The sequence below is a fragment of the Streptomyces sp. AK010 genome (genome assembly GCF_014207295.1).
Classification (GTDB): Bacteria; Actinomycetota; Actinomycetes; order Streptomycetales; family Streptomycetaceae; genus Streptomyces; species Streptomyces massasporeus.
Genome location: NZ_JACHCX010000001.1, coordinates 519,017 through 544,960, shown reverse-complemented (window position 1 = coordinate 544,960; position 25,944 = coordinate 519,017). Strand labels below are relative to the sequence as shown.

Below are 25,944 nucleotides of genomic sequence, written 5' to 3'. Positions count from 1 at the left end.
ACGCGACAGCGCCGGAGGCGAGCGACCGTGAGTCGACCCCGCATCCTGATCGTCGGTGCCGGCTTCGCCGGGTACCGCACCGCCCGCACCCTGTCCCGGCTCACCCGGGGCCGGGCCCACATCACCCTGCTGAACCCGACCGACTACTTCCTGTACCTGCCCCTGCTGCCCCAGGTCGCCGCCGGCATCCTGGAGCCTCGCCGGGTCACGGTCTCCCTCTCGGACTCGCTGCCGGACGCCCGGCTGGTGCTGGGCGAGGCCGACCGGATCGACCTCGACGACCGCAGCCTGCACTACACCGGCCCCGAGGGCGAGGGCGGCACCCTCGCCTACGACCGGCTGGTGCTCGCCGCGGGCAGCGTCAACAAACTGCTGCCGATCCCCGGCGTCGCCGAGCACGCGCACGGCTTCCGCGGTCTTCCCGAGGCGCTGTACCTGCGCGACCACGTGACCCGGCAGGTGGAACTCGCGGCGTCCTCGGACGATCCCGGGACGTGCGCGGCGCGGTGCACCTTCGTCGTGGTCGGTGCGGGGTACACCGGCACGGAGGTCGCCGCGCACGGGCAGATGTTCACCGACGCGCAGGTGCGCAAGCACCCGTTGCGGCGGGGCATGCGGCCGCGCTGGATGCTGCTGGACGTGGCGCCGCGGGTGCTGCCCGAGATGGACGAGAAGCTGTCCGCCACCGCCGACCGGGTGCTGCGGCAGCGGGGCGTGGACGTGCGCATGGGGACCTCCGTGAAGGAGGCCACGCACGACGGGGTCCTGCTGACCGACGGCGAGTTCGTCGAGACCCGGACCCTGGTGTGGTGCGTGGGCGTGCGCCCCGACCCGCTGGTCGAGTCCCTCGGGCTGCCCATGGAGAAGGGGCGGCTGCTGGTCGACCCGCATCTGCGGGTGCCGGGCCGGCCGGAGCTGTTCGCCTGCGGGGACGTGGCCGCCGTACCCGACCTGGACAACCCCGGGAGCTATACGCCGATGACCGCGCAGCACGCCTGGCGGCACGGCAAGGTCGCGGCGGAGAACGTCGCCGCGTCACTCGGTCTCGGCGGTGTGCGCACGCCCTACCGTCACCGCGATCTGGGCTTCGTCGTCGACCTGGGCGGGGCGAAGGCCGCCGCCAATCCGCTCGGCGTGACCCTGTCCGGCGTACCGGCCGGCGCCGTGACACGGGGCTACCACCTCGCCGCGATGCCCGGCAACCGCGTCCGGGTCGCCGCCGACTGGCTGCTGGACGCCGTACTGCCGCGCCAGGCCGTGCAGTTGGGGCTCGTGCGGTCCTGGTCGGTGCCCCTGGACACGTCGTCGCCCGAGGTGGCCCGGGTGCCGGGCGGGCCCGGGCAGCGGCAGGACGCGAGCGCCCGGTCCGGGCCGGGGGCGGCGCTGGCAGCCGACACCGGCGACGGGGGCACCGGCGCCGGAGGGCCGGGCCGTGCCCGGCCCCACGATGAGCCCGCGAAGGGGCAGCCCGGATCCGGACCGACGCAGGTACGGCCCGGATCCGGGGCCGCGGAACCCCGCTCCGAGTGGGAAACGGACAAGGGCCGCCCTGGCCGACCCGTCTTTGGGCCCGTGGAGTTGCGGTCGGAGGCCGAGACGGCGAAGGGCCGCCCGGCCACGGGACCCGGCGGCGAACCGGGCAGGAACCAGGCGGGCGGTGAGCCGGGCAGGAACCAGGCGGGCGGTGAGCCGGGCAGGAACCAGGCGGGCGGTGAGCCGGGCAGGAACCAGGCGGGCGGTGAGCCGGCGCGGAACCAGCCGGGTGGCGAACCCGCCAGGAACCAGCCGGGTGGCGAACCCGCCAGGAACCAGCCCGGTGGTGAGCCCGCCAGGAACCAGCCCGGTGGTGAGCCCGCCAGGAACCAGCCCGGTGGTGAGCCCGCCAGGAACCAGCCCGCCCCCGCACCCCCGCCCGGCCAACCACCTCCTGGCCACCCCGCTCCCGGCCCCGTCAAACGAACCGACGTCCCGGACGACGACTCCGCGAAAGGAGACTCATGAACACCGGTGAACTCACCGACCTCGGACAGCAGCTGCGGGTGGACAGTGTCCGCGCCGCCGCCGCGGCGGGCTCCGGGCACCCGACGTCCTCGATGTCGGCGGCCGATCTGATGGCCGTCCTGCTCGCGCACCACCTGCGCTACGACTTCGACCGCCCCGCCCACCCCGGCAACGACCGCTTCGTCCTCTCCAAGGGCCACGCCTCCCCGCTGCTGTACTCCGCGTACAAGGCGGCCGGCGCCATCGACGACGAAGAGCTGCTCACCTTCCGCAAGCTGGGCAGCCGCCTCGAAGGACACCCCACCCCGCAGCGCCTGCCGTGGGTCGAGACGGCCACCGGCTCGCTCGGGCAGGGCCTGCCCGTCGGGGTCGGCATCGCGATGGCCGGCAAGCGGCTCGACCGCACCGGCTACCGCACGTGGGTGCTGTGCGGCGACAGCGAACTGGCCGAGGGATCCGTGTGGGAGGCCGCCGAGCACGCCGGGTACGAGCACCTGGACAACCTCACCGTGATCGTCGACGTCAACCGGCTCGGCCAGCGCGGCCCCACCCGGCACGGCCACGACCTGGACGCCTACGCCCGCCGCTTCCAGGCCTTCGGCTGGCACACCGTCGAGGTCGACGGCCACGACGTGGACGCCATCGACCGCGCGTACGGAGAGGCCGCCTCCACCAAGGGCCAGCCCACCGCTATCCTCGCCCGCACCCTCAAGGGCAAGGGCGTCGAGGGCGTCCAGGACCGTGAGGGCCTGCACGGCAAGCCGCTGCCGGAGGCCGAGGAGGCGATCACCGAACTCGGCGGTCAGCGCGACATCCGGGTTCAGGTGCAGGAGCCGCCCGCCGCCCGCATGCTGCACTCCGTCCACACCGGGAACTTCGAACTCCCGAAGTGGGACAAGGGCGAGGAGGTCGCCACCCGCAACGCCTTCGGGGAGGCGCTCGCCGCCCTCGGCACCGGCCGCGGCGACATCGTCGCCCTGGACGGCGAGGTCGGCGACTCCACCCGCGCCGAGTTCTTCGCCAAGGAGCACCCCGACCGCTACTTCGAGTGCTACATCGCCGAGCAGCAGCTGGTCGCCTCGGCCGTCGGCCTCGCGTCCCGCGGCTGGGTGCCGTACGCCGCCACGTTCGCGGCCTTCCTCACCCGCGCGTACGACTTCATCAGGATGGCGTCCGTCAGCGGCTCCGGCATCAACCTCGTCGGCTCCCACGCGGGCGTCGCCATCGGCCAGGACGGGCCCAGCCAGATGGGCCTGGAGGACCTGGCGATGATGCGGGCGGTGCACGGCTCGACCGTGCTGTACCCGTGCGACGCCAACCAGACCGCCCGGCTCGTCGGCGCCATGGCCGGCCTGGAGGGCGTCCGCTACCTGCGCACCTCGCGCGGCGAGAGCCCGGTGATCTACGCCCCCGACGAGGAGTTCCCGGTCGGCGGCAGCAAGGTGCTGCGTTCCTCCGGCCGGGACCGGCTGACCCTCGTCGCGGCGGGCGTCACCGTGCACGAGGCGCTGGCCGCGGCCGAGGCCCTGGAACAGGAGGGCATCGCGGTGCGGGTGATCGACCTGTACTCGGTGAAGCCCGTCGACCGGGCCACCCTGCGCCGGGCCGCCGAGGAGACCGGCTGCCTGGTGACCGTGGAGGACCACCACCCCGAGGGCGGCATCGGGGACGCGGTCCTCGACGCCTTCACCGACGGACGCCCCGTACCGCGCCTGGTGCGGCTCGGCGTGCGGAGCATGCCGGGCTCGGCGTCCCCGGAGGAGCAGCTGCGCGCCGTGGGCATCGACGCGGAGTCCATCGCGGCGGCCGGGCGGCTGCTGGTGGAGGAGGCGGTCGTGCGGTGAGCGGCGGCGACGGCACGCGCAGGGTGCGGGCGGGCCGCCGCACGGTGGAGGTGCACCGGCCGGACAAGGTGCTCTTCCCCGGCGGCGGCGGGGCCAAGGAGTACACCAAGGCCGACCTGGTGGACTACTACCGGGCCGTCGCGCCCTTCATGCTGCCGCACCTGCGCGGCCGGCCGCTGATGCTGGAGAGGCACCCGGACGGCATCGACGGCCCCACGTTCATGCAGAAGAACACCCCGGACCACTACCCCGGGTGGATCGAGCGCGTCGAGCTGGCCAAGGAGGGCGGCACCGTCCTGCACACCGTCTGCGACGACACCGCCACCCTCCTCTACCTGGCCGACCAGGCGAGCATCACCCTGCACCGCTGGCTGTCCCGCTCCGACAGGACCGACCACCCCGACCGGCTGGTCTTCGACCTCGACCCTCCCCCAGTGCCTGAAGGGCCTGGGGGGACCCCCAGGGACGACTTCGAGGCCGCACGCGAGGCCGCCCGGCTGCTCGGGGAGCTGCTCGACGAGCTGGAGCTGCCCTCGGCGCTGATGACCACCGGCTCGCGCGGGCTGCACGTCATCGTGCCGCTGAACGGGCGGCACGACTTCGGCGAGGTGCGCGCCTTCGCCCGGGACGTCGCCGACAGCCTCGCCGGCGCCCACCCCGACCGGCTCACCACCGCCGCCCGCAAGAAGGAGCGCGGCGATCGGCTCTACCTCGACATCCAGCGCAACGCCTACGCCCAGACCGCCGTCGCGCCCTACACGGTCCGGCCCCGCCCGGGCGCGCCCGTGGCCACCCCCATCACCTGGGACCGCCTGGACGACCCGGAGCTGCACGCCCGCCGCTGGACCGTCGCCGACGCCGTCGAGCAGGCCCGCACCAACCCCTGGTCGGGCCTGCTCGGCCGCGGCCGGGCGCTGGGACCGGCCAGGCGGCGACTGAACGCCCTGCGCGGCTGAGACCCCGCCGGCGGTCTCCCGGTGGGTCGGCAGATGCATGGGCCCGTAGAGGTTTGGCGAACACTCTTGCGGCCACACGGAGGGGGAGGTGGCCATGTCGAACACAAAAAACACGCAAGAGTCACAGGATTCACAGGAGTCCCAGAACTCCCGGAGCTCGAGCAAGACGAACGACAAGCAGACGGCCAAGAACCGGCCGAGCCCGATGGAAGTGCTGCGTCAGGCGCGCGGCCAGCTCGCGGAGCTCACCGGCATGGAGGCCGAGTCCGTGTCGTCCTTCGAGCAGACGGAGGAGGGCTGGGCGCTTGAGGTCGAGGTCCTCGAACTCGAGCGCGTGCCCGACACGATGAGCCTGATGGCGAGCTACCAGGTGGAGCTCGACGCAGAGGGGCAGCTCACGGGTTACCGGCGCGTCCGCCGCTACGAACGCGGGCGGTCCGAGGCGCGCAGGTCCGGCGGCCGCTAGGCCGCCCGACCGGACCCGCGCGCGGGCGGTCCGAGGCGCGCAGGTCCGGCGGCCGCTAGGCCGCCCGACCGGACCCGCACCCACACACGAGGAGGAACACCCGGCATGACAGTCGTACCGGCACAGCAGTCCGGCGGTGGAGGCGGCAGCAGCGGTCTCTACGACGTGCTTGAGCTCGTCCTGGACAGGGGGCTCGTCATCGACGCATTCGTCCGAGTCTCCCTGGTCGGCATCGAGATCCTCAAGATCGACGTACGCGTCGTCGTCGCCAGCGTCGACACCTATCTGCGCTTCGCCGAGGCGTGCAACCGGCTCGATCTGGAGGCCGGGCCGCGCAAGGATCCGGGCCTGCCCGATCTCGTCGGGGAGATGACCGAGTCCGGCGCTCGCGGCAAGTCCAAGGGGGCCCTGTCCGGCGCCGCCGAGACCATCTCCGACGCCTTCAAGCAGGCGCGTGACGACGGCTCCGAGCGCCAGGGCGAGTCCCGTCCGCGCGCCCGCAAGAGCACGTCGTCCCGTCGTAAGGAGGAGCAGGAGTGAGCACCTACGTCTATGGCATCGCCGCGAGTTCGCACCCCGGCCTCCCCGAGGGCATGAGCGGTGTCGGCGACCCGCCCCGCCCGGTGCGCATCCTGCGCGAGGGTGACCTGGCGGCTGTCGTCAGCGAGGCGCCCGACGGTCTGCGGCCCAAGCGCAAGGAGCTGCTCGCCCACCAGAACGTGCTCAGCGAGGCCGGCGCGGCCGGCTGTGTGCTGCCCATGCGGTTCGGCAGCGTGGCCCCGGACGACAACTCCATCACCGCGGTGCTCGCCGAGCGCGCCGAGCACTACAAGGAGCGGCTGCAGGCCCTGGACAACCGGGTCGAGTACAACGTGAAGGCCAACCACGTCGAAGAGGCCGTCCTGCACCAGGTGATGGCCGAGAGCCCCGACATCCGTGGGCTCGCGGAGGCCAACCGGCAGGCGGGCGGCGGCAGTTACGACGACAAGATCCGGCTCGGCGAGCTGGTCGCGGCCGCGGTCAAGGCCAAGGAGGCCGACGACGGCGCCGCCGTGCAGCGCGCCCTTGCGTCGGCCGCCGACGACGTGAGCACCGGTCCCGAGTCCACGGGCTGGCTGGCCAACACCTCGTTCCTGGTGGACCGGGACTCGGCCGAGTCCTTCCTGGCCGCGGTCGAGCAGCTCCGCGAGGACATGCCGCACCTGGAAGTGCGGGTCAACGGACCGCTGCCGCCGTACAGCTTCGTCGAGCCCGGCCCGGCCGAGCCCGCGGGCACCGTGGCGAGCGGAACGGACACCGGGGCGGGGTGATGACGTGGGCCTGATCTCTGAGGTGCTGCTGCTGCCGTTCGCACCGGTACGCGGCAGCGCCTGGGCCATCAAACAGGTGGTGCAGGAGGCCGAGCGGATCTACTACGACCCCGCCACGATCCGGGCCGAACTGGCCCGGCTCGAGGGGCAGATGGAGGCCGGAGAGATCACGGAGGACGAGTTCGACCGTCTCGAGGACGAACTCCTCGACCGGTTGGAGATCGCTTCGCGCGGTAGCGCGGGAACGGGCAACGGGACAACACCATGAACCGAGTGGGACTGGGTCTCGCCATAGGGGCCGGATACCTCCTGGGGCGTACCAAAAAGCTGAAGACGGCGGCGGCCGTCGGCGGCCTGGTCGCCGGGAAGAAGCTGAACCTGAGCCCGCGCATGGTCGCGGATCTGGTCCAGCAACAGCTGCGGAACAACCCGCAGTTCAAGGAGATCGGCGACCAGCTGCGGCAGGATCTGCGCGGTGTCGGCAAGGCCGCGTCCGGTGCCATGGTCGAGCGGCAGATCGACGCCCTCGCCGACCGGCTGCACAGTCGTACCGCCAAGGTGCGCGACCAGCTGGCGGGCGTCGTGCCCGGCCAGGAGGACGACGCCGAGGACGCCGAGTACGAGGATGCCGAGGACGAGGAGCCCGAGGAGGAGGAGCCTGAGGCCTTCGACGAGGAGGAAGAGGAAGAAGAGGAAGAAGAGGAAGAGGAGCCCGAGGCCTCCGACGAGGAGGAGGAAGAGGAAGAAGAGGAGGAGGAGCCCGAGGCCTCCGACGAGGAAGAGGAAGAAGCGGAAGAGGACGAGGAGTCCGAGGAGCCCGAGGCGAAGAAGGCTCCCGCCAAGAAGGCCCCCGCCAAGAAGGCTCCACCGAAGAAGGCCCCCGCCAAGAAGGCCCCAGCGAAGAAGGCGGCGGCGAAGAAGGCCCCCGCCAAGAAGGCCCCCGCCAAGAAGGCTCCGGCGAAGAAGACTGCGGGCCGCAAGGCGACGGCGAAGAAGACCACGCCCGCCAAGAAGGCGACCTCCGGGAGCAGGGGCGGCAGCGCCCGGTCCCGGCTGCCGAAGGGAGGCGGTGAGGGATGAGTGACACTCTCGGCTCGGAGAAGTCCGCCGCCAACGGAGCGGGGAAGAACCCGCTCACGGATCTGGCTCACAGCGAGGCCGCCGACCGGCTGAAGGCCGAACTGCAGGAGTACCTCGCCGCTCAGGCCACGCGCATGCTGACCGGCGTGGGCCACAAGCTCGGCGAGACCACCGGCAAGCTGAACGACATCGCCGAGGGCAACAGTCCCGGCTTCGCCAAGCTCGCCCTCGAAGGCGGCCGCAAGGTCACCGAGGGCAAGGGGCCGCTGCGTTCCGCGCTGGAGATGGGCGGCTCGCGCATCAAGGACAAGGTCACGGACGCCTTCAAGGGCCTGGGCGGCAAGGGCAAGGGCCGTTCCGGCAACAAGCCCACCGTCATCATCGAGCACATCGATGTCGGCGTACCCCTGCGCACGGCGTACGACCAGTGGACCCAGTACCAGGACTTCAGCACCTTCGCGAAGGGTGTCAAGGCTGCGAGCAAGTCCGACGACACCACGTCCGACTGGCAGTCGAAGGTCTGGTGGTCCAACCGCAGCTGGAAGGCGACCACGACCGAGCAGGTCCCCGACGACCGCATCTCCTGGACCTCCGAGGGTGCCAAGGGCACCACGAAGGGCGTCGTCTCCTTCCACCGGCTCACCGACAACCTGACCCGCGTCCTGCTGGTCATCGAGTACTACCCCTCCGGCTTTTTCGAGAAGACCGGCAACATCTGGCGAGCCCAGGGCCGCCGGACCCGGCTCGACCTCAAGAACTTCGTCCGCTATATCACGATCAAGGGCGAGGCGGAGGACGGCTGGCGCGGTGAGATCCGCGACGGCGAGGTCGTCCGCAGCCACGAGGACGCCGTCGCCGAAGAGGAGGCGGAGTCCGAGGAGGAGAGCCCCGAGGGCGAGGAGCCCGAGGGCGAGTACGACGAGGAGGAGACGGAAGAGGAGGGCGAAGAGGAGCTCGAGGGCGAGTACGAGGACGACTCCGAGGCCGAGTACGACGAGGAGGCCGAGGACGAGGAGCCCGAGGACGAAGAGGAGCCCGAGGCTGAGTACGAGGACGACGAGTACGAGGACGAGGATGAGGAAGTCGAGGCGGGGAGCCGGCGATGACGACGCCCAGCAGGATGCCCGAGCCCTACGGCCAGGGTGGCGGCGCCAACCTCGCCGACATCCTTGAACGGGTCCTGGACAAGGGCATCGTGATCGCGGGCGACATCCGGATCAATCTGCTCGACATCGAACTCCTCACCATCAAACTGCGGTTGATCGTCGCCTCGGTGGACAAGGCGAAGGAGATGGGCATCGACTGGTGGGAGACCGATCCGGCCCTGAGCTCGCGGGCGCGCCGGGACGAACTGGCCCGTGAGAACGCCGAGTTGCGAGAGAGGCTGGCCCGGCTGGAGGAACTGGAGCCGGGCCGCGCGGAGAAGAAGGAGGCCCCGTGACCGGACTGCGGTACGTCTACGCCGTCTGCCGCCCCTTCGGGAACCCGCTCCAGGCCCAGTTGACGGGTGTGGCGGGCGATCCGCCCAGGGCGCTGACTCACCACGGCCTGGTGGCCGTGGTGAGTCACGTGCCGGAGCGGGACTTCGCGGAGGAGCCGCTCCGGGCCCATCTGGAGGACCTGGACTGGCTCACCGAGACCGCCCGCGCCCACCAGGGCGTGATCGACGCCCTCACCACCGTCACCACACCGCTGCCGCTGCGGCTCGGCACCGTCTTCCACGACGACAGCGGTGTACGGATGATGATGGAGTTGCGCGAAGAGGACTTCCAGCGCACCCTCGACCGGCTGGAGGGGCGGGTCGAGTGGGGTGTGAAGGTGTACGCCGAGTCCGAACCGCAGGAGAGCGCCCGGCCCGCGCAGAAGCCCGCGTCGGGCCGGGACTACCTGCGGCAACGGCGTATGCAGACCAGGTCCCACGAGGAAATGTGGCAGAAGGCCGAGGCCTTCTCGACCCGACTGCACGGGGAGCTTTCCGCATTTGCGGAGGATTCCCGGACACATCCCCCGCAGAACCCCCAGCTTTCCAAGGTGAGCGGGCGGAACGTGCTGAATGCCGCCTATCTCGTTCCGCGTGTGAACTCTGAGGAATTCGTGGAGCTGGTCGACCGCAACAAGGGTGAGGTGCCCGGAATGCGGATCGAACTCACCGGCCCCTGGGCGGCCTATTCGTTCGCCGGGGAGACCACATGAACAGCGGGGAGAATCCGTGACCGTAGTGGAACGCCGCGAGATCGCCCTCGTGGACCTGCTCGACCGGCTGCTCGCCGGCGGCGTCGTGATCACGGGGGACATCACCCTGCGCATCGCCGACGTCGACCTCGTCCGTATCGACCTCAACGCGCTCATCAGCTCGGTGAACGCCCAGGTGCCCTCACCGTTCGAGGAGCTGCTGTGACCACCCCCGACGACCATGGCCGGCCGCGCCGCAAGCACATGGACCTGGAGCCCGACACGGTCGAGCGCGACCTGGTCAAACTTGTGCTGACGGTGGTGGAGCTGCTGCGCCAGCTCATGGAGCGCCAGGCGCTGCGCCGGTTCGACGTGGGAGACCTGAGCGAGGAGCAGGAGGAGCGGATCGGGCTCACGCTCATGCTGCTCGACGAGCGGATGACGGAACTGCGCGACCGCTACGGACTGCGGCCCGAGGACCTCAACCTGGACCTCGGGCCGCTCGGACCGCTGCTTCCGCGGGACTGACTCCCACACGCCTCGCCCAGGGTCCTGATCCAGACCCTGGGCGAGGCGTGTGTTTTCACCACCTGTACCAACGGCCCCTGCCGCCGGCTGCCGACGTGCCGCGGACGAAGAATCCCAGCAGCCACAGGACGAGAACCGCGAGCGCGACCCACCAGAGAATCTTTACTGCAAATCCGGCGCCGAACAGAACCAAAGCCAGAAGCAGCACCAGCAGGATGGGAACCATAATTGAACCTCCTGCTTTCAGGGTGTCCCGGAAAACGCGATTCAGGCTTCCTTGCGGCAGAGGATTTCTCCGTGCAGCACGCTGAACCACCCGTCCTCGCGTGTGCCCCACTCCCGCCAGGCCTCGGCCACGCCCCGCAGCCCCGCCTCGTCGGTGTGCCCGCCCTCGACGGCCCGGTCCGCGTAGGCCGAGGCCAGGGTGCGGTCGGCCCACAGCCCGCTCCACCAAGCCCGCTCCTGCGGCGTGGCGAAGGTCCAGGTGCCGGAGGTCGCCGTGATGTCCGTGAGGCCGGCCCGCAGCGCCCAGGCCTTCAGTCGTCGCCCGGCGTCCGGTTCGCCGCCGTTGGCCCGGGCCACCCGGCGGTAGAGATCCAGCCAGGCGTCGAGACCCTCGGACGCCGGGTACCAGGTCATGGCCTGGTAGTCGGCATCCCGTACGGCGATGAGACCGCCCGGCCTGACGACGCGCTTCATCTCGCGCAGCGCCCGCACCGGGTCGCCCACGTGCTGGAGCACCTGGTGGGCGTGGACCACGCAGAACGTGTCGTCCGGGTAGTCCAGGGCGTGCGCGTCGGCGACCGCGAAGTCGACGTTGGCCAGGCCCCGTCCGGCCGCCGTGGCCCGCGCCTGCTCCAGGATCCCCGGCGCCCGGTCGACGCCGGTGACCCGCCCGTCGGGCACGAGTTCGGCCAGGTCGGCGGTGATCGTGCCGGGCCCGCAGCCGATGTCCAGGATCCTCATACGGGGCTTGAGCGACGGCAGCAGGTACGCGGCGGAGTTGGCGGCCGTGCGCCAGGTGTGCGAGCGCAGGACGGACTCGTGGTGCCCGTGGGTGTAGACGGCGGTCTCCCGGGGTTCCGGCATGGCGGATCCCACCCCTTCCGGTCGGGTCGGCGTGGGATCACCGTACGCAGAATCGCCGCATCGTGAGACCCGGATCCTGCCATGTGGACTGACGGTATGTCAGTATTGCTCACGCATGGCGCAGGACCCCACCCGGCCGAACCTCCGGCAGGTCCACCTCATGCACGAGGAGCTCTTCACCGAGGTCGGCGAGGAAGGGTTCGAGGTGGCGCCCGGCGAACTCGGCGAGAACATCACCACCCGGGGCGTCGACCTGCCGGCCCTGCCGACCGGCACACTGCCGCGCCTCGGCGACAGCGCGGTCCTGGAGGTCACCGGGCTGCGCAACCCCTGCCTCCAGATCGACCTCTTCCAGGACGGGCTGCTGAAGCAGGTCGTCGGACGTGACGAGGCGGGGAACATCGTGCGCAAGGCCGGGATCATGAGCGTGGTGCGCGAGGGTGGCGTGGTCCGCCCCGGCGACACGATCCGGGCGGAGCTTCCCAGCGAGCCGCACCGGCCGCTGGAACGGGTCTGACCGGCACCCCCGTACCCGAAACCCGTTTGCCCCGGACCCCCCCGCCCCCACAGAATCGCGCCCATGGGACATCTCGAAGCCGCGCACCTGGAGTACTACCTGCCCGACGGGAGGGCGCTGCTGGGTGATGTCTCGTTCCGGGTGGGGGAGGGGGCCGTGGCGGCCCTCGTGGGGCCCAACGGCGCCGGGAAGACCACCCTGCTGCGGATGCTCGCCGGTGAGCTCAAGCCGCACGGCGGGTCCGTGGTCGTCGGCGGCGGGCTCGGGGTCATGCGGCAGTTCGTGGGATCCGTACGCGACGAGACGACCGTGCGGGACCTGCTCGTGTCCGTCGCGACGCCCCGCATCCGCGAGGCCGCCAAGGCCGTCGACGAGGCCGAGCACGCCATCATGACCGTCGACGACGAGGCAGCCCAGCTGAAGTACGCGCAGGCCCTCGCCGACTGGGCCGAGGTCCGCGGCTACGAGGCCGAGACGCTGTGGGACATGTGCACCACGGCCGCGCTCGGGGTGCCGTACGACAAGGCGCAGTTCCGGGAGGTCCGCACCCTCTCCGGCGGCGAGCAGAAGCGGCTCGTCCTGGAGGCGCTGCTGCGCGGCACCGACGAGGTGCTGCTCCTCGACGAACCCGACAACTACCTCGACGTCCCCGGCAAGCGGTGGCTGGAGGAACGGCTGAAGGAGACCCGCAAGACGGTTCTGTTCGTCTCCCACGACCGTGAACTCCTCGCCCGCGCCGCCGAGAAGATCATCTCTCTGGAGCCCGGGCCGGCGGGTGCCGACGCCTGGGTGCACGGCGGCGGCTTCGCCACCTTCCACGAGGCCCGGCGGGAGCGCTTCGCCCGCTTCGAGGAGCTGCGCAGGCGCTGGGACGAGAAGCACGCCCAGCTGAAGAAGCTGGTGCTGACACTTCGTCAGGCTGCCGCGGTCAGCCATGAGATGGCCTCCCGCTATGCGGCCGCACAGACGCGCCTGCGCAAGTTCGAGGAGGCCGGACCGCCCCCGGAGCCGCCGCGCGAGCAGGACATCAGGATGCGGATCAAGGGCGGCCGCACCGGCGTCCGGGCCGTCACCTGCGCGAACCTGGAGCTCACCGGCCTGATGACCCCCTTCGACCTGGAGGTCTTCTACGGCGAGCGCGTCGCCGTCCTCGGCTCCAACGGCTCCGGCAAGTCCCACTTCCTGCGCCTGCTCGCCGGTGACGACGTGGCGCACACGGGGGACTGGAAGCTGGGGGCGCGGGTCGTGCCCGGTCACTTCGCGCAGACCCACGCGCACCCGGAGCTGGAGGACCGCACGCTCCTCGACATCCTGTGGAAGGAGCACGCGCAGGACCGCGGCGCCGCGATGTCCCGCCTGCGCCGCTACGAGCTGACCCAGCAGGCGGAGCAGACGTTCGAGCGTCTCTCCGGCGGCCAGCAGGCCCGTTTCCAGATCCTGCTGCTGGAGCTCCAGGGCGTGACGGCGCTGCTGCTGGACGAGCCGACCGACAACCTCGACCTGGAGTCCGCCGAGGCGCTCCAGGAGGGCCTGGAGGCCTTCGACGGCACAGTCCTCGCGGTCACCCACGACCGCTGGTTCGCCCGTTCCTTCGACCGCTTCCTGGTCTTCGGCAGCGACGGCCGGGTCCGGGAGACCCCGGACCCGGTCTGGGACGAACGACGGGTGGAGCGGGCCCGCTGGAAGACCGATGAAGATCTCTCTCCGGCCACCGGGATCGCCCCGTAGCGCCGGCAAATTCCCATCGCCACGAACCGGTGCAAGCCGGGCGCAATTCCAAGATCTTCAGGACACTCCTAGGGGGACACCCTTGGGACGGGCCCGCCAGGGGGACACCCCAAGGGCCCGCTCCCGGTCACTTCCAGCGCAGCAGCGCTCCGAGGCCCCCCACCGGGACCTCCCGCTCGGCGACCGACAGCGCGGGCGCGTCCGTGGCCACCGCGGAGCGGATCAGCGCGTCGTCCGCCCGGGCCGGCCACGAGTGCTGCTCGCCCAGGACCTTCAGGTCCGTGCGGCGCACCGCGAGCTGGTCGGGATCCTCCCCGATCCACACCTCGCGGTGAGGGAGGCCCAAGGCCCGGGGTGTTCGTACAGTGGGTGCAGAAAGGCGAGATTTATGGTTCCTCCCGGATGCCGCTCGGGGTAGTGCTCAGGTGCTCCGGGGGCGGGTACCCGGACCGCATGGACGAACACGAGGAGCGGGGCGACACGATGACCGGAGTGGACCCTGACCGGCTGGACGACCAGCAGCTCATGAAAGAGCTGGAGACCATCCACCGCACGCGCCATGACACGCTGCTCTACGGCTCGAACGACGCGCTGCGCGCCCACAACGAACGCATGGCGCAGCTCGAGGGCGAATTCCTGCGCCGCAATCCGCGCCGCCCCGTGGCCGCGGGCCGCACACGCGAAGGGGCCCGGGAGCGGGGGAGCGGGGAGTCGGCGACTCCCACGGCCCCCGGCACCTGAGCCCCTGGAGGGACACGACCGGAACGGAACCGACGCGCCCCGTGGCCGGCGGGGATGCCTTCAGGCGTCCTTGAGCGCGAGGTTCCTCGCGCTCACGCGGCCTCCTGGGCGAAGACGTCCAGGAGGGTCTCGCAGAACGCCTTCAGGTCGTCCGGCTTACGGCTGGTGACCAGCTTGTTCGCCCCGTGGTCACACACCTTGACCTGCTTGTCGACCCAGGTGCCGCCCGCGTTGCGGATGTCCGTCCGCAGGCTCGGCCAGGACGTGAGCTCCCGGCCGCGTACGACGTCCGCCTCGACCAGCGTCCACGGCGCGTGACAGATCGCCGCCACGGGCCGACCGTGCTCGAAGAAGTCCCGGACGAACGCGACGGCCTTGTCGTCCATCCGCAGGAAGTCCGGGTTGGCGACGCCGCCCGGCAGCACGAGAGCACCGAACGAGTCCGGCGAGGTCTCGCCCACGACCTCGTCCACGGGGAACGTGTCCGCCTTGTCGAGGTGGTTGAAGGCCTGGATCTCGCCCGCTTGCGTCGACACCAGGACCGGCTCGTGACCCGCGTCCTTCGCGGCCTGCCACGGATCGGTCAGCTCGACCTGCTCGACGCCCTCGGGAGCGACCAGAAACGCGATACGCATGATGTTCGATGTCCTTCCTGTTGCGTTTGTCCTTCTCGCGGCCCGCGCGCACGCACCGCAGCAGTTCCTCGCCGTACGGCGGCAGCAGGCTGTGCCGATCGCGGCGGCGATGCCCGTCAGGTGACCGCCGTCAACGAGTGGATCAGGGGCTCCTGGTCCCCGCGGTGTCCTCGATGCGGGTCCGCCGGTGCATCACCGATGTCGACGGTGACGCCCGTGGCGCCGATCCGCCCGCCCGGTCCGCGCTCACGCAGCACCGCGGGCGTCGGGATCGGCCCGGCTGATGTCGGCGAGCGCGGACGCGGGGTCCTCGGCCTCTGCCACGTCGCCGAGGCTCACGATCCCCACCGGCAGGCCGTTCTCCACCACCGGCAGCCGGCGCACCGCGTGCTCGCGCATCAGCGTCACCGCGGTCGCCACCCGGTCGTCCGGCGTCACCGTCACGGGATTGCGGGTACACGCCGCCTGCGCGCTGACCGTCATCGGGTCGACGCCGTCCGCGACGGCCCGCACGGTGATGTCACGGTCGGTGAGCACGCCGATCACGTCCTGCCCCTCGGCCACCACCACGTCGCCGATGTTCTGCGTGCGCATCAGCAGCGCCGCCTCGACGAGCGAGGCGTCCGGGCGCACGGCGACCACACCCGCTGTCATCACGTCCCTGACGTACTCGGCCATCACTGGGGCCTTCCCTCCGTTCCCAGGCCGGTGGGGGCGCCGCGGCATCCCGCGACGCCCCCGACACGGTCCCTACGCGTACTCCTCCGGCCCGGTCTCACGGGCCCGGATCAGGGCCTGGGCCAGTTCCTGGACATTGCCGTAGCGCTCCTGGCGCGGCAGGTCCTCCAAGGCCTCGACGAGGACGTCGGGCGCCTGGTGGCCGCGCAGCTCGTGGGCCAGTGCGCGCGCGTTCGCGGGGAACGCCCTGCGGCCCAGGATCCGGGCCAGCTCCAGCCGCACCGACTCCAGGGACGTCGGCGCACGGCTCGGCGTCACCGGCCCGTGGGCGACCTCGGGATCGTCCTCGGCGGCCGGCTCCGGGTCGTGCCACTCCTCACTGCGCGTCGGGTGCCCTGACCTGAGCAGGCCCTGCAGTTCGTGCTTCATCTCGTCGTCCCGGTGGACGCTCAGCCGGTCGCTGCCTCGCTGCATGTCTCCCTCCAGACGTTCGGGGGCCCGGACCGCGTACCCGTACACCGGAGGGCGACACAGGTTCCGCCGGCCCGATCGCCGCCGTCCGCACTGGTTTGCGCCATGCCCTGCGGGTGACCCGGTTCCCACCCCCCACACCTCTCTGGGGAAGGACACGTCATGGCGATGCTCGCTGTGCTCATCCCGCTGCTCATGCTCGGAGTGGTGCTGGTGCTGGGCCGATACGAGGAGTTGCTGCTGCCGCAGGAGGACGCCGACCGGGGTCACCGGATTTGAGGATCTCGGCGGCCCGCCGCACCGACTCGTCGGACGGCACGGCGGTCCACGCGCTGCGGTCCAGACTGGAGGGCGCCATCTTGAACTCGTGCGTCGGCGGCGCGTAGTCGAGCTCCTGGACGTCGCCGGGGATGATGATCGCGGTCGGGCAGCGGCGCGCATACGCCGTGCGGACCGCCCGGTCCAGCACGTTCGGCAGCTGCTCCGGCACCGTCACCGTCTCCACGAACTCGTGAGGCGACGTCCTTGTACAGCGTGTGCAGATCGACTTCCCGCTGGTAGGAGCCGCCCATCGCGGTGCGGTGGGTCTGGCCGACGATCGCCAGCACCGGCACCTGGTCCAGCTTGGCGTCGTACAGGCCGTTCAGCAGATGGATGGCACCCGGTCCCGACGTCGCGGCGCACACCCCGAGCCGGCCGCTGAACTTGGCGTAGCCGACCGCCTGGAACGCGGACATCTCCTCGTGCCGCGCCTGCACGAAACGCGGCTCGTTCTCCGCCCTGCCCCACGCGGCGAGCAGGCCGTTGATGCCGTCACCGGGATAGCCGAAATCCTGCTCCACTCCCATTCACGCAGCCTCTGCAGGACATGGTCGGCGACCTTGGTGCCCATGTACGACCGCCCGGACGTAGGGGGGGGACAGAGCCGGCAGTACGAGTCACCCTGCGCGACAGCGGAAGACCTCTCCGGGTTTGCGGGTGGGGGCCGGGGGCAGGCGCACATGAGTGCTTCGGACAGGAGGCACGTCCGTGGGAGCGGCGAGCGAGCCGCACCGGCGCCCCTGTCCACAGTGATCGCGCTTCCACGGTGCCCGTCCAACCCGAAGTCCTTTCAAGGGAATTGCGACGTATCATGCCGACACGATCCAGTACGAAGAAGCACCCCCACGACGACGCCCCCGACACCGCCGAGGCCTTCCGCAGGATCGCCTCCATGCCCGCCGGCCCGGAGCGCGACGCGCTCCGCGACGGGATCGTCGAGGCATGGCTGCCCATGGCGGACCGCCTCGCCGGACGCTTCCGCAACCGTGGCGAGAACGCCGATGACCTGCGCCAGGTCGCGGCCCTCGGCCTGGTCAAGGCTGTCGACCGGTACGACCCAGAGCTGGGCAACGCCTTCGAGAGCTACGCCGTACCGACCATCACCGGCGAGATCAAGCGGCATTTCCGCGACCACATGTGGACCCTGCACGTACCCCGCCGCGTCCAGGACCTGCGCAACCGCGTGCGCTCCGCCGGCCAGGACCTGTCCCAGACCATCTCCGGACGCCGGCCCACCGTGGCCGAGATCGCCGAGCACGCGAACCTGAGCGAGGAGGACGTGCGGGCCGGCCAGGAGGCACTGGAGAGCTTCACGGCGCTGTCCCTGGACGCGGAACTGCCCGGCAGCGAGGACGGCTACTCCCTGAGCGACGCGCTGGGGTCCTACGACCCGGCGCTGGACACGGTCGTCGACCGCGAGGCCGTCAAGGCCCGGCTGGCGGCGCTGCCCGAGCGGGAGCGGGCGATCCTGTACATGCGGTTCTTCGGGGACATGACGCAGAGCCGGATAGCCGAGGAACTGGGGATCTCGCAGATGCACGTGTCCCGGCTGATCAGCCGGTGCTGCGGGCGGGTGCGGGAGCAGGTCATGCGGGACGCGGCCTGACCCACGGCCCTGGGCCTGTGGGGCGCGGCCTGGTGCACGGGTTTTGGGTCTGTGGGGCGCGGCCTGGTGCACGGGTTTTGGGTCTGTGGGGCGCGGCCTGGTGCACGGGTTTTGGGTCTGTGGGGCGCGGCCTGGTGCACGGGGTCCTGGGTCTGTGGGGCGCGGCCTGACCCACGGCCCTGGGCCCGGGGGACCCTGTCTGGCGCACGTCCCCGCGGCCTGCGCGGCGCGGCCTGACGCACGACCCCGGTCCTCCGGGACGCGGCCCGACGCACCCTCCGGGGTCTGCGCGACGCGGTCCGACACACAGCCCTGGGCCGGCGTCGCGGCCCGGCACGGGGTCCAGGGACGTTCACCCGGTTGGAGGGCGCCGTCCCGCTAATGGGGTCCGGTCCCGCGCGGGCCCGTCGGCGGCGGGCTGTCATGGCAGAGGGGTATGACTACCGAAGGAGTCCCCTCGATGCGCCGCAGCCTGCACACCCTGTCCGTCGCCGTCCTGGCCGGCTCAGCCCTGGTGGGCTTCGCGCCGGCCGGGTTCGCCGAACCGGCCGCCGAGGTCAGTCCCGCCACCGTCCAGCCCGGCGGCACACTCACCGTCTCGGTCAGCTGCGATCCGACCGGGGGACCGCCGCCCGACACCATCGACGCCACCTCGCAGGCCTTCGACGAGGGCACGGTGCCGCTGCAACGGGTCATCGGCAACGACGACGAGGTGTCCGGCCCCGCCTACCGCGGCACGGCCCGGATCGCCTCCGCCGAGAACTTCGAGGGCGACCCGGACGCCCCGGGGGAGGACTCGGCCTGGAGCGTCGAGGGCACCTGCCCGGCCGCTCCCGGCGGCGAGGGCGCGACCTGGAGCGCGACGTTCACCGTGGCCCACGGCTCCGGGCCCCACAAGCCGTCGCACAAGCCCACCCACGAGCCCCCGTACGACCCCACGTACCCACCCCCACCCACCCACAAGCCGTGCCCCGAGCCCTCGCAGCACCGCGAATCGCACGACACCGAGTGCGGCGGACCGCCGCGCGGTGTGCGGGCCGGTGACGGCGGTGCCTTCACCGACTCCGTGCCCGCCCTGGTCGCGGGCGGGGTGCTGATCGCGGGCGCGTTCGGTGCCGCCGCGCACCGGCTGCGCCACCGGGAGAGCGACCCCCACCGCTGACCCTCCGGGCCCGTTCCACCGCCCCCGGAGGGGCCCTGGCTTCCCCCGGCCCGGCCCGCTCATGCTGTGACCGTCACAACCCGGCCGGGCGCCCATGGGGCGGCGGCACCCTGGGTACTCAGTGCCCGAGGGCACGAGCCGCACCGTACGGCACACGCGCCGAGGGAGACATCACACGGCGGCACCAGGCACTGGCACTGCGGAGGTACGGATGCGGCGGACGGCCCCGGAAGGTCACGGCCCCGTCCGGTTCGGGCCGCCGCTCCCCGAGGACGGGCTGCCCGTCCTGCCGGAACTGTCCGCGGTGCTCGCCGCCGCGGCGTCCCGCGGCGCCCACGAGCCCGTCGGCGGCGGCCGGGCCCTGCGCGAAGCCGCCTGCGGCCACTGGGACCGGCGCGGACTGCACTGCGACCCGGACCGGGTGGCCGCCGCCCCCGGCTCGCACGCCCTGCTGCTCGCGCTGACCGCCGCTCTCGGCGGCGACGTCCTCGTACCGAGACCCTGCGCCGCCTGGTGGGCGCCGTACGCACGCCTGCTGGGGCGCCCCGTCTTCCATGTGCCGACCCCGCCGGAGAGCGGCGGCGTTCCGGACCCGTACGCCCTGCTGGAGACCGTGCGCCGGGTCCGCGCCGAGGGCGGTGACCCGCGGCTGCTCGTACTGTCCGTCGCCGACGACCCCACCGCGACCGTCGCCCCTCCCGAACTGCTCCACGAGACCGTCGAGGCCGCCCAGGGGGAGGGCCTGCACCTCGTCAGCGACGAGACCTGGCGCGACACGCTGCACGACCCCCACGACACCGTGCTGCTCAGCCCCGCCGAGATGGTGCCCGACCGGGTCACCGTCGTCACCGACCTGGCCGGTGCCCTGCTCCCGCCCGGCTGGCCGGCCGCCGTCGCCCGCTTCCCGGCCGGTGCGGACGGCGAGGACCTCCACGCGCGCGTGCTCGACATCCTCACCGCCCTCGACGCCCGGGTCGCCGCGCCCATCGCCGCGGCGTCCGGATACGCCCTGGGGGAGCCGGAAGCGGTCACCGCGCGCGTGGCGGCCACCGTGCGGCTGCACGCGCTCCTGGCCGCCGAGGCGCACGCCGCCGTCGTCGCCGCGGGAGCCCTCGCCCGGCCCCCGCGCTCCGGCCGCCACCTGTACGTGGACCTGGCGCCGCTGCGCCCCGCGCTGACCGCGCACGGCGTCGGCGACGCACAGGAACTGGAGGACTTCCTCAGCGCCCGCCTCGGCATGCCCGCCCCGGGCGGGCACCGCTTCGGCGACGACCTCGAAGCCCCGCGCGTGCGGCTCTCCACCGGCGCACTGGTGGCCGGTTCGGACACGGAACGCGCGGAATGCCTCACCTCACCCACACCGTTGGAACTGCCGCAGGTGCACCGCGCGTCGAGCCGGCTGAAGTCGGTCTTCGACGATCTCCGCGACGAAGCTCGGCGATGGGAGCCTCCTCGATGACGCAGCAGTCCGAGTCGATTACCGGCCCGACCACCCGGGAAGCCGACGAGCCCGGGATCCCGTCACCCCTCGCGCCCCCGTACCCGCCCCTGGCCGAACCCCGGCCGCTGGCCGAGCGGCGGGTGTGGCCGCGCACCTTCCACGACCGGCTGACCGCGCCGCTCCCCGGCCTGAAGGCCATGGCCCGCTTCGCCCGGGAGGGCGCGGTGAGACCGGGCCCGGAGGGCCTCGCCGACATCCCCCGGCTGCCCTACGCCCCCGCCCCGCTGCCCCGCGTCGACGCCCGCACCGTCGCCGTCACATGGGCGGGGCACGCCAGTTGGGTGCTGCGCATCGGCGGACTGACCGTCCTCACCGACCCGGTGTGGTCCCGCCGCATCCTCGGCACCCCGGCCCGGATCACGCCCGTGGGCGTCCCCTGGGAGGACCTGCCGGGCGTCGACGCCGTCGTCATCAGCCACAACCACTACGACCACCTCGACGCCCCCACGCTGCGCCGCCTCCCGCGCGACACCCCGGTGTTCGTCCCGGCCGGGCTCGCCCGCTGGTTCCACCGCCGCCGCTTCACGCGCGTGACGGAGCTCGACTGGTGGGAGGCGGCCGAACTGGACGGCGTCCGCTTCGACTTCGTCCCCTCCCACCACTGGTCCAAGCGCAGCCTCACCGACACCTGCCACAGCCTGTGGGGCGGCTGGGTTCTCACCGACCGAGGCGGCCAACGCGTCTACTTCGCGGGCGACACCGGCTACGGCCACTGGTTCTCCCGCATCGGCCGCCGCTACCCGGGCATCGACCTGGCCCTGCTGCCCATCGGCGCCTACGACCCGCGCTGGTGGCTCCGCGACGTCCACTGCGACCCGGAGGAGGCGGTCCGCGCGGCCCAGGACCTGGGCGCACGCCGGATGGCCCCCATGCACTGGGCGACGTTCGTCCTGTCGGCGGAACCGGTCATGGAGCCCCTGACGCGGGTGCGAGCGGCATGGGAGAGGGCGGGGCTGCCCCGCGAAAACCTCTGGGACATGCCGGTGGGCGCCTCCCGGGTGCTGACCGGGGACTGACCTCAGGAGCGGGAGGAACTGCGCACCCGCCGCCACACCGCCGGCACCACGCTGAGCAACAGGGTCAACGCGATCGCCGCCACCACGCCCTGCCACGGCTCGGCGAACAGCGACCCCCCGAGGATCCCGATCAACTGGTACGTGCCGGCCCAGGCCAGACAGGCCGGCAGGTTCCCCCGGGAGAACCTACGCAGCGGCCACTCGGCCAGCAGACAGGCCAGCATCACCGGGATGCGCCCCGCCGGCACCAGCCGGGACAGCACCAGCACCGCCACCCCGTGGGCGGAGAGCTTCGCCTGCGCCTGCTCCAGCCGGTCCTCCGGCGCCCGCGACCGGATCGCCTCCAGCCACCGCGACCCGTTCTTCGACGTCAGCCCGCGACGCCCCAGCCAGTACAGCGCCGCATCGCCCAGGAACGCCGCCAGCGACGCCGTCACGAACACCATCACCAGGGAGAAGGGAGCCGTCCGGTGCACGGCGACCACCGCCGCCGAACTCACCAGCGCCCCCGTCGGAATCACCGGCACCAGCGCCCCGGCCAGCACCAGCACGAAGAGCGTCGGATACCCGATCGCCTGCTGCGTGGACTCCGGAACCACTGACGCCGGTGTGACGGCCGACGCCGCGAGCAGGAACGCCGGCGCCAGAGGCGCGGACCAGCTCACCGCGCGGCCTTCACGCGCACGCTCTCCCCGTGCCCGAGCCGGTGCACCGCCACGCCGGGCGCCTCGCGGGCCGCCAGCCGGACGAACTCCTCCCCCGGCGCGTGGAACTCGTGGGGGCGCACGGCGTCCATGCCGATCGGCCAGTACGTGCCGTAGTGCACCGGCACCGCGCTGTGCGGCGCAAGCCGCGCCAGTGCCTGCGCCGCCCGGCCCGCGTCGAGGTGCCCCTCGCCCAGGTAGGGCCCCCAGCCGCCCACCGGCAGCAGCGCCACCTCGACCGGCCCGACCTCCTTCGCCATGTCGTCGAACAGCCCGGTGTCCCCGGCGAAGTACGTCCGGGCCTCGCCGGCTATGACATAGCCGAGGGCGGGGGAGCGGTGCGGTCCGAACGGCAGCCGCCGCCCGTCGTGCCGCGCGGGCACGGCCCGTACGACGATGTCGCCGACCGGGGTCTCGTCCCCGGGGGCCACCTCGCTCACCCGCAGGTGCGAGAGCCGGCGCAGACCCGGCACCGCCCGGCGCGCGCCCCGGGGCACGAGCAGGCGCGTGCCCGGAGCGAGCCGCATCAGCGACGGCACGTGCAGGTGGTCGGCGTGCAGATGCGACACCAGCGCCACGTCGGCGTGCGGGGCGCCCGGGGGCGGCAGCGCTCCGCGCCGGCGCCGCAGGTGCGCGAGCCGGCGTGCGAACAGGGGATCCGTGAGCACGCGCACGTTCGAATCCTCGACGGTGCAAGTGGCGTGACCCCACCAGGTGATCTCCACCGGCACTTCTCTGCCCCCTTCGCGCGACTCCCCCGAAGCCTACGTGCAGGAGTAGGGTCGGCGGCGAAACCGGAGGTGAGGGGGACGCCATGGTGCCGGTGCGGGTCACGGCGATCGCGAGTCTGACGCCGCTCGAGGAGCTGGACGACGATCCGTTCCTGGTCGACTCCCGCAGTCAGCACGCGATGTGCGCCCGCTGGGCCGCCGAGCGGGGCTACGTGGTCAGCCGGGAGTTACTGGTCCGGGGACTGCGGCCCGACCACGACGCCCTGTGGGACGGCGTCCGGCCCGGCCTCGACCTGTTCGTCGCGCCCAGCCGGCGGGTGCTGGAGAGCGCGCTCGCCTCCGTCGAGGAGTTCACCGCCGAGTGCGCGCGGCGTGGTGTACGCGTCGAGACGGTGGGGCATGCGGAACCTGCGTACGACGCGGCGATGAAGGCCTGCGTGCATCGGCGGCTGTCGATGCCGACGGCCGGCTACGACGGCCGCTGACGTCCTCCCTCACCGGGGTGTGACCTGGGGACGAAACCGCCAGGCCGGGCGTTGAGACACTGTGGGGGAGGACCCGCGACGGCTGCGGGCCAGGGACGTGAGGTGGCTGGGCGTGCGGGGCGTGCGGTGGCGGCGGGTCGCGAGTCAGGTGGGGCGCAGCGTCGCCGTGTGGGCGGTCTCCACCGTCACCATGCTCGTGCTCGCCGGGATCCTCCCGGACTTCCGGCTCCGCTCGGAGAACGGCGACAGCGCCACGGACATAGCCGTCACGGCGGCCTTCGGTGCCGGCGCCTTCGGTCTGCTGTCGGCCGTGGTGTGGCCGCTGCTCGTCCGGCTGCTGCTGCTCGTACCGGCGCTCGTGCTGGGGCTGCTGGTGTTCTTCCTCAACGGCGCCCTGCTGCTGCTCGCCCTGCACCTCAACCCCGCCGAGCGCGGCGCCGCCGCGCCCGAGACCGCCGTCGTGGTCGCCGCCGTGATGTCCGCCGTGGCGTCCGCGACCGGTGCCGCCCTGGCCGTGCGGGACGACGACGCCTACCGCCGCAGGCTGTACCGCCTCTCCGACCGCCGCCGCCGCTCCGGGCCGCCGGCCCCCGCCGGCCCGGGCATGGTCTTCGTGCAGCTCGACGGCGTCGGCCACGACACCCTGCTCGACGCGGTCGGCACGGGCCTGATGCCCACCGTCGCGCGCTGGCTCGACATCGGTGACGGCGGCCGCCCCACTCACCGGCTCACCCCCTGGCGCACCGACTGGTCCAGCCAGACCGGCGCCAGCCAGCTCGGCATCCTGCACGGCAGCAACCACGACGTCCCCGCCTTCCGCTGGTACGAGAAGGACACCGGCGAGGTGGTCGTCTGCAACCGCCCGACCAGCGCGGCCGAACTCCAGCGCCGCGCCGTCGAGTACGCGGGGCACGGCGGGCTGCTCACCGTCGACGGCGCCAGCCGCGGCAACCTGTTCAGCGGCGGCGCCGAACAGCAGGCCCTCGTCCTGTCCATAGCGGCCCGCCGCCGCAGCCGCGAGAACCGCTCCCGCGCGGGCTACTTCGCCTACTTCTCCGACCCGGCCAACGCGGTGCGCACCGCACTGTCCTTCTTCGCCGAGGTCGGCCGGGAGATCGGCCAGTCCACCCGGGGGCGCCTGCGCAAGCAACGCCCGCGCGTCTCCCGAGGCGGCCTGTACCCCCTCGTCCGGGCCTTCGCGACGGTCGTCGAACGGGACGTCGTCGTCGCCGCGGTGACGGGCGACATGCTCGTCGGCCGCACTGCCGTCTTCGCCGACCTGGTGGCCTACGACGAGGTCGCCCACCACTCCGGCCCGGCGAGCCGCGACGCGCAGAAGGTCCTCGAACGCCTCGACCGCTCGCTGGCCCTGATCGAGAACGTCGCCGAGCACGCCCCGCGCCCGTACCGGATCGTCGTGCTGTCCGATCACGGCCAGAGCCCCGGCGAGACCTTCCGCTCCCGCTACGGCCTCACGCTCGGCGACCTGGTGCGGGCCGGCTGCGGCATGCCCGTGTCGCGCAAGGCGGAGCACACCCGCAGCGGGGCGGAGGCCCGCGCCGCCGTGCGCGCCGCGCTGCGCTTCCCGGTCGCGGAGGGCGGCGGCCAGCACCGCCCCGAGCCCGGCTCGGAGCCGATCGTGCTGGCGTCCGGCAACCTCGGCCTGGTCTCCTTCCCGGACGTCACGCACCGGATGAGCAAGGAGGAGATCGACGCCCGTCACCCCGCGCTGCTGCCGACCCTCGCCAACCACCCCGGCATCGGCTTCCTGCTGGTCCGCAGCGAACGGCACGGCGGAGTCGTCCTCGGCGCGTACGGCGCCGAGATCCCGCTGGCCGACCTCGACGACGACCCGGGCCCGCTCGCCCCGTTCGGCCCGGGCGCCGCCGACGCGATACGGCGTACGCACGCGTTCCCGCACACCGCCGACATCATGGTCAACTCCATCCACGACCCGGCCGACGGCGAAGTCCTCGCCTTCGAGGAGCAGATCGGCTCCCACGGCGGCCTCGGCGGCGCCCAGGGCAGACCCTTCCTGCTGTCCCCGCTGGGCGTCTCCGCACCGGTCGCCGAGGGCGAGGAGCTCGTCGGCGCCGAACACGTGCACCGGGTTTTGCGGCGCTGGCTGCGCGAGGCGAACGGACCGCAGGTGCCGCTGGAGGCCACCGAGGAGGAGCAGGCCGCCTGACATCCGGCTGCGCC

29 protein-coding genes and 2 pseudogenes are annotated in these 25,944 nt (G+C 72.5%); 22 read left to right on the top strand and 9 right to left on the bottom strand.

The genetic code is table 11. The features are described 5' to 3' along the window. Positions 1–27 precede the first annotated feature (27 nt). The 13 genes from HDC93_RS02510 (at position 28) to HDC93_RS02450 (ending at position 10,357) form a co-directional block, all read left to right on the top strand. The gene (locus HDC93_RS02510; protein WP_185006672.1) at positions 28–2,001 is read left to right on the top strand and encodes an FAD-dependent oxidoreductase; all 1,974 of its coding nucleotides are present in this window, start codon (positions 28–30) and stop codon (positions 1,999–2,001) included. After that, positions 1,998–3,845: a transketolase gene (locus tag HDC93_RS02505; RefSeq protein ID WP_185006669.1), complete on the top strand. Its 1,848-nt coding sequence runs from the start codon at positions 1,998–2,000 to the stop codon at positions 3,843–3,845. The genes HDC93_RS02510 and HDC93_RS02505 overlap by 4 nt, the downstream gene beginning before the upstream one ends. After that, positions 3,842–4,801, top strand: coding sequence for a non-homologous end-joining DNA ligase (gene ligD, locus HDC93_RS02500; protein WP_185006667.1), 960 nt, complete (start codon positions 3,842–3,844; stop codon positions 4,799–4,801). Before HDC93_RS02505 ends, ligD begins: the two co-directional genes overlap by 4 nt. 94 nt (positions 4,802–4,895) lie before the next feature. Further along, on the top strand, positions 4,896–5,267 hold the full coding sequence (locus tag HDC93_RS02495; protein WP_185006665.1) for a gas vesicle protein: 372 nt from the start codon (positions 4,896–4,898) through the stop codon (positions 5,265–5,267). Positions 5,268–5,372: 105 nt separating this feature from the next. After that, complete coding sequence (locus tag HDC93_RS02490) at positions 5,373–5,807, top strand: gas vesicle structural protein GvpA (protein ID WP_184851842.1); 435 nt, start codon at positions 5,373–5,375, stop codon at positions 5,805–5,807. After that, positions 5,804–6,577, top strand: coding sequence for a GvpL/GvpF family gas vesicle protein (locus HDC93_RS02485; protein ID WP_185006663.1), 774 nt, complete (start codon positions 5,804–5,806; stop codon positions 6,575–6,577). Before HDC93_RS02490 ends, HDC93_RS02485 begins: the two co-directional genes overlap by 4 nt. A 4-nt stretch (positions 6,578–6,581) precedes the next feature. Then, positions 6,582–6,845: a gas vesicle protein GvpG gene (locus tag HDC93_RS02480; protein WP_185006661.1), complete on the top strand. Its 264-nt coding sequence runs from the start codon at positions 6,582–6,584 to the stop codon at positions 6,843–6,845. Beyond that, entirely contained in the window at positions 6,842–7,657 is an 816-nt protein-coding gene (locus HDC93_RS02475) for a histone H1-like repetitive region-containing protein (RefSeq protein ID WP_185006660.1), read from the top strand. Before HDC93_RS02480 ends, HDC93_RS02475 begins: the two co-directional genes overlap by 4 nt. Then, positions 7,654–8,763, top strand: coding sequence for an SRPBCC family protein (locus HDC93_RS02470; protein WP_185006658.1), 1,110 nt, complete (start codon positions 7,654–7,656; stop codon positions 8,761–8,763). The genes HDC93_RS02475 and HDC93_RS02470 overlap by 4 nt, the downstream gene beginning before the upstream one ends. Then, positions 8,760–9,098 (top strand): gas vesicle protein, encoded by a 339-nt coding sequence (locus tag HDC93_RS02465; RefSeq protein WP_185006656.1) that lies wholly within the window; start codon positions 8,760–8,762, stop codon positions 9,096–9,098. Before HDC93_RS02470 ends, HDC93_RS02465 begins: the two co-directional genes overlap by 4 nt. Next, a complete protein-coding gene (locus tag HDC93_RS02460) occupies positions 9,095–9,850 on the top strand; it encodes a GvpL/GvpF family gas vesicle protein (protein ID WP_185006654.1) in 756 nt (251 codons plus the stop codon). Before HDC93_RS02465 ends, HDC93_RS02460 begins: the two co-directional genes overlap by 4 nt. 16 nt (positions 9,851–9,866) lie before the next feature. Then, on the top strand, positions 9,867–10,055 hold the full coding sequence (locus HDC93_RS02455; protein WP_103813386.1) for a gas vesicle protein: 189 nt from the start codon (positions 9,867–9,869) through the stop codon (positions 10,053–10,055). 38 nt (positions 10,056–10,093) lie between these two features. Then, complete coding sequence (locus tag HDC93_RS02450) at positions 10,094–10,357, top strand: gas vesicle protein K (RefSeq protein WP_030843810.1); 264 nt, start codon at positions 10,094–10,096, stop codon at positions 10,355–10,357. Positions 10,358–10,412: 55 nt separating this feature from the next. On the opposite strand, the gene HDC93_RS02445 is transcribed toward HDC93_RS02450, so the two are convergent. Continuing rightward, positions 10,413–10,583 carry a hydrophobic protein gene (locus tag HDC93_RS02445; RefSeq protein ID WP_185006652.1) on the bottom strand — a complete coding sequence of 57 codons (171 nt, stop codon included), beginning with the start codon at positions 10,581–10,583 and terminating at the stop codon, positions 10,413–10,415. A 41-nt stretch (positions 10,584–10,624) separates the two neighbouring features. Continuing rightward, positions 10,625–11,446 (bottom strand): methyltransferase domain-containing protein, encoded by an 822-nt coding sequence (locus tag HDC93_RS02440; RefSeq protein ID WP_185006650.1) that lies wholly within the window; start codon positions 11,444–11,446, stop codon positions 10,625–10,627. Here HDC93_RS02440 and HDC93_RS02435 point away from each other — a divergent pair. Further along, positions 11,445–11,963, top strand: a complete 519-nt coding sequence (locus tag HDC93_RS02435; RefSeq protein ID WP_221516115.1) for an MOSC domain-containing protein — start codon at positions 11,445–11,447, stop codon at positions 11,961–11,963. The two genes, HDC93_RS02440 and HDC93_RS02435, sit on opposite strands and share 2 nt — an antisense overlap. Before the next feature lie 63 nt (positions 11,964–12,026). After that, positions 12,027–13,691 (top strand): ATP-binding cassette domain-containing protein, encoded by a 1,665-nt coding sequence (locus HDC93_RS02430; protein ID WP_185006648.1) that lies wholly within the window; start codon positions 12,027–12,029, stop codon positions 13,689–13,691. 127 nt (positions 13,692–13,818) lie between these two features. Here the strand turns inward: HDC93_RS02430 and HDC93_RS02425 are convergent. Next, positions 13,819–14,025 (bottom strand): annotated as a pseudogene (locus HDC93_RS02425) (hypothetical protein); the annotation flags it as partial. Positions 14,026–14,144: 119 nt separating this feature from the next. Here HDC93_RS02425 and HDC93_RS02420 point away from each other — a divergent pair. Then, a complete protein-coding gene (locus HDC93_RS02420; protein ID WP_185006647.1) occupies positions 14,145–14,432 on the top strand; it encodes a DUF6158 family protein in 288 nt (95 codons plus the stop codon). Between the two features lie 92 nt (positions 14,433–14,524). Here HDC93_RS02420 and HDC93_RS02415 read toward each other — a convergent pair whose 3' ends face one another. The 4 genes and pseudogenes from HDC93_RS02415 to HDC93_RS02400 all read right to left on the bottom strand — a co-directional run. Continuing rightward, positions 14,525–15,067, bottom strand: a complete 543-nt coding sequence (locus HDC93_RS02415) for a type 1 glutamine amidotransferase domain-containing protein (protein ID WP_185006645.1) — start codon at positions 15,065–15,067, stop codon at positions 14,525–14,527. A gap of 246 nt (positions 15,068–15,313) precedes the next feature. Beyond that, positions 15,314–15,745: a CBS domain-containing protein gene (locus tag HDC93_RS02410; RefSeq protein WP_185006643.1), complete on the bottom strand. Its 432-nt coding sequence runs from the start codon at positions 15,743–15,745 to the stop codon at positions 15,314–15,316. 72 nt (positions 15,746–15,817) lie between these two features. Beyond that, positions 15,818–16,219, bottom strand: a complete 402-nt coding sequence (locus HDC93_RS02405; RefSeq protein ID WP_185006641.1) for a DUF2795 domain-containing protein — start codon at positions 16,217–16,219, stop codon at positions 15,818–15,820. A 262-nt stretch (positions 16,220–16,481) separates the two neighbouring features. Further along, positions 16,482–17,108, bottom strand: a pseudogene (locus tag HDC93_RS02400) (thiamine pyrophosphate-binding protein); the annotation flags it as partial. A 240-nt stretch (positions 17,109–17,348) separates the two neighbouring features. On the opposite strand from HDC93_RS02400, the gene HDC93_RS02395 reads away from it, so the two are divergent. The 4 genes from HDC93_RS02395 (at position 17,349) to HDC93_RS02380 (ending at position 21,822) form a co-directional block, all read left to right on the top strand. After that, positions 17,349–18,143: an RNA polymerase sigma factor SigF gene (locus tag HDC93_RS02395; RefSeq protein WP_185006639.1), complete on the top strand. Its 795-nt coding sequence runs from the start codon at positions 17,349–17,351 to the stop codon at positions 18,141–18,143. Between the two features lie 460 nt (positions 18,144–18,603). Then, positions 18,604–19,305, top strand: a complete 702-nt coding sequence (locus tag HDC93_RS02390) for a hypothetical protein (protein ID WP_185006637.1) — start codon at positions 18,604–18,606, stop codon at positions 19,303–19,305. A gap of 211 nt (positions 19,306–19,516) precedes the next feature. Beyond that, positions 19,517–20,764, top strand: coding sequence for an aminotransferase class I/II-fold pyridoxal phosphate-dependent enzyme (locus tag HDC93_RS02385; RefSeq protein WP_185006635.1), 1,248 nt, complete (start codon positions 19,517–19,519; stop codon positions 20,762–20,764). Then, on the top strand, positions 20,761–21,822 hold the full coding sequence (locus HDC93_RS02380; RefSeq protein WP_185006633.1) for an MBL fold metallo-hydrolase: 1,062 nt from the start codon (positions 20,761–20,763) through the stop codon (positions 21,820–21,822). The genes HDC93_RS02385 and HDC93_RS02380 overlap by 4 nt, the downstream gene beginning before the upstream one ends. Positions 21,823–21,824: 2 nt before the next feature. Here the strand turns inward: HDC93_RS02380 and HDC93_RS02375 are convergent, their stop codons facing one another. Together HDC93_RS02375 and HDC93_RS02370 are read right to left on the bottom strand one after the other, a co-directional pair. Beyond that, entirely contained in the window at positions 21,825–22,487 is a 663-nt protein-coding gene (locus tag HDC93_RS02375; protein WP_185006630.1) for a VTT domain-containing protein, read from the bottom strand. Next, positions 22,484–23,257 carry an MBL fold metallo-hydrolase gene (locus HDC93_RS02370; protein ID WP_185006629.1) on the bottom strand — a complete coding sequence of 258 codons (774 nt, stop codon included), beginning with the start codon at positions 23,255–23,257 and terminating at the stop codon, positions 22,484–22,486. The genes HDC93_RS02375 and HDC93_RS02370 overlap by 4 nt, the downstream gene beginning before the upstream one ends. Before the next feature lie 83 nt (positions 23,258–23,340). On the opposite strand from HDC93_RS02370, the gene HDC93_RS02365 reads away from it, so the two are divergent. Beyond that, positions 23,341–23,742, top strand: a complete 402-nt coding sequence (locus tag HDC93_RS02365; RefSeq protein WP_185006627.1) for a hypothetical protein — start codon at positions 23,341–23,343, stop codon at positions 23,740–23,742. Between the two features lie 112 nt (positions 23,743–23,854). Further along, the gene (locus HDC93_RS02360) at positions 23,855–25,930 is read left to right on the top strand and encodes a phage holin family protein (protein WP_185006625.1); all 2,076 of its coding nucleotides are present in this window, start codon (positions 23,855–23,857) and stop codon (positions 25,928–25,930) included. Positions 25,931–25,944 lie beyond the last annotated feature (14 nt).

Bases quoted from the DNA above. Each gene is read 5' to 3' on its own strand.
- HDC93_RS02365 (WP_185006627.1), top strand. From the start codon at position 23,341: ATGGTGCCGGTGCGGGTCACGGCGATCGCGAGTCTGACGCCGCTCGAG.
- HDC93_RS02390 (WP_185006637.1), top strand. From the start codon at position 18,604: ATGCGCCGCAGCCTGCACACCCTGTCCGTCGCCGTCCTGGCCGGCTCA.
- HDC93_RS02410 (WP_185006643.1), bottom strand. From the start codon at position 15,745: ATGGCCGAGTACGTCAGGGACGTGATGACAGCGGGTGTGGTCGCCGTG.
- HDC93_RS02440 (WP_185006650.1), bottom strand. From the start codon at position 11,446: ATGCCGGAACCCCGGGAGACCGCCGTCTACACCCACGGGCACCACGAG.
- HDC93_RS02380 (WP_185006633.1), top strand. From the start codon at position 20,761: ATGACGCAGCAGTCCGAGTCGATTACCGGCCCGACCACCCGGGAAGCC.
- HDC93_RS02450 (WP_030843810.1), top strand. From the start codon at position 10,094: ATGGACCTGGAGCCCGACACGGTCGAGCGCGACCTGGTCAAACTTGTG.
- HDC93_RS02405 (WP_185006641.1), bottom strand. From the start codon at position 16,219: ATGCAGCGAGGCAGCGACCGGCTGAGCGTCCACCGGGACGACGAGATG.
- HDC93_RS02385 (WP_185006635.1), top strand. From the start codon at position 19,517: ATGCGGCGGACGGCCCCGGAAGGTCACGGCCCCGTCCGGTTCGGGCCG.
- HDC93_RS02465 (WP_185006656.1), top strand. From the start codon at position 8,760: ATGACGACGCCCAGCAGGATGCCCGAGCCCTACGGCCAGGGTGGCGGC.
- HDC93_RS02395 (WP_185006639.1), top strand. From the start codon at position 17,349: ATGCCGACACGATCCAGTACGAAGAAGCACCCCCACGACGACGCCCCC.
- HDC93_RS02445 (WP_185006652.1), bottom strand. From the start codon at position 10,583: ATGGTTCCCATCCTGCTGGTGCTGCTTCTGGCTTTGGTTCTGTTCGGC.
- HDC93_RS02495 (WP_185006665.1), top strand. From the start codon at position 4,896: ATGTCGAACACAAAAAACACGCAAGAGTCACAGGATTCACAGGAGTCC.
- HDC93_RS02490 (WP_184851842.1), top strand. From the start codon at position 5,373: ATGACAGTCGTACCGGCACAGCAGTCCGGCGGTGGAGGCGGCAGCAGC.
- HDC93_RS02470 (WP_185006658.1), top strand. From the start codon at position 7,654: ATGAGTGACACTCTCGGCTCGGAGAAGTCCGCCGCCAACGGAGCGGGG.
- HDC93_RS02505 (WP_185006669.1), top strand. From the start codon at position 1,998: ATGAACACCGGTGAACTCACCGACCTCGGACAGCAGCTGCGGGTGGAC.
- HDC93_RS02415 (WP_185006645.1), bottom strand. From the start codon at position 15,067: ATGCGTATCGCGTTTCTGGTCGCTCCCGAGGGCGTCGAGCAGGTCGAG.
- HDC93_RS02430 (WP_185006648.1), top strand. From the start codon at position 12,027: ATGGGACATCTCGAAGCCGCGCACCTGGAGTACTACCTGCCCGACGGG.
- HDC93_RS02475 (WP_185006660.1), top strand. From the start codon at position 6,842: ATGAACCGAGTGGGACTGGGTCTCGCCATAGGGGCCGGATACCTCCTG.
- HDC93_RS02420 (WP_185006647.1), top strand. From the start codon at position 14,145: ATGGACGAACACGAGGAGCGGGGCGACACGATGACCGGAGTGGACCCT.
- HDC93_RS02435 (WP_221516115.1), top strand. From the start codon at position 11,445: ATGGCGGATCCCACCCCTTCCGGTCGGGTCGGCGTGGGATCACCGTAC.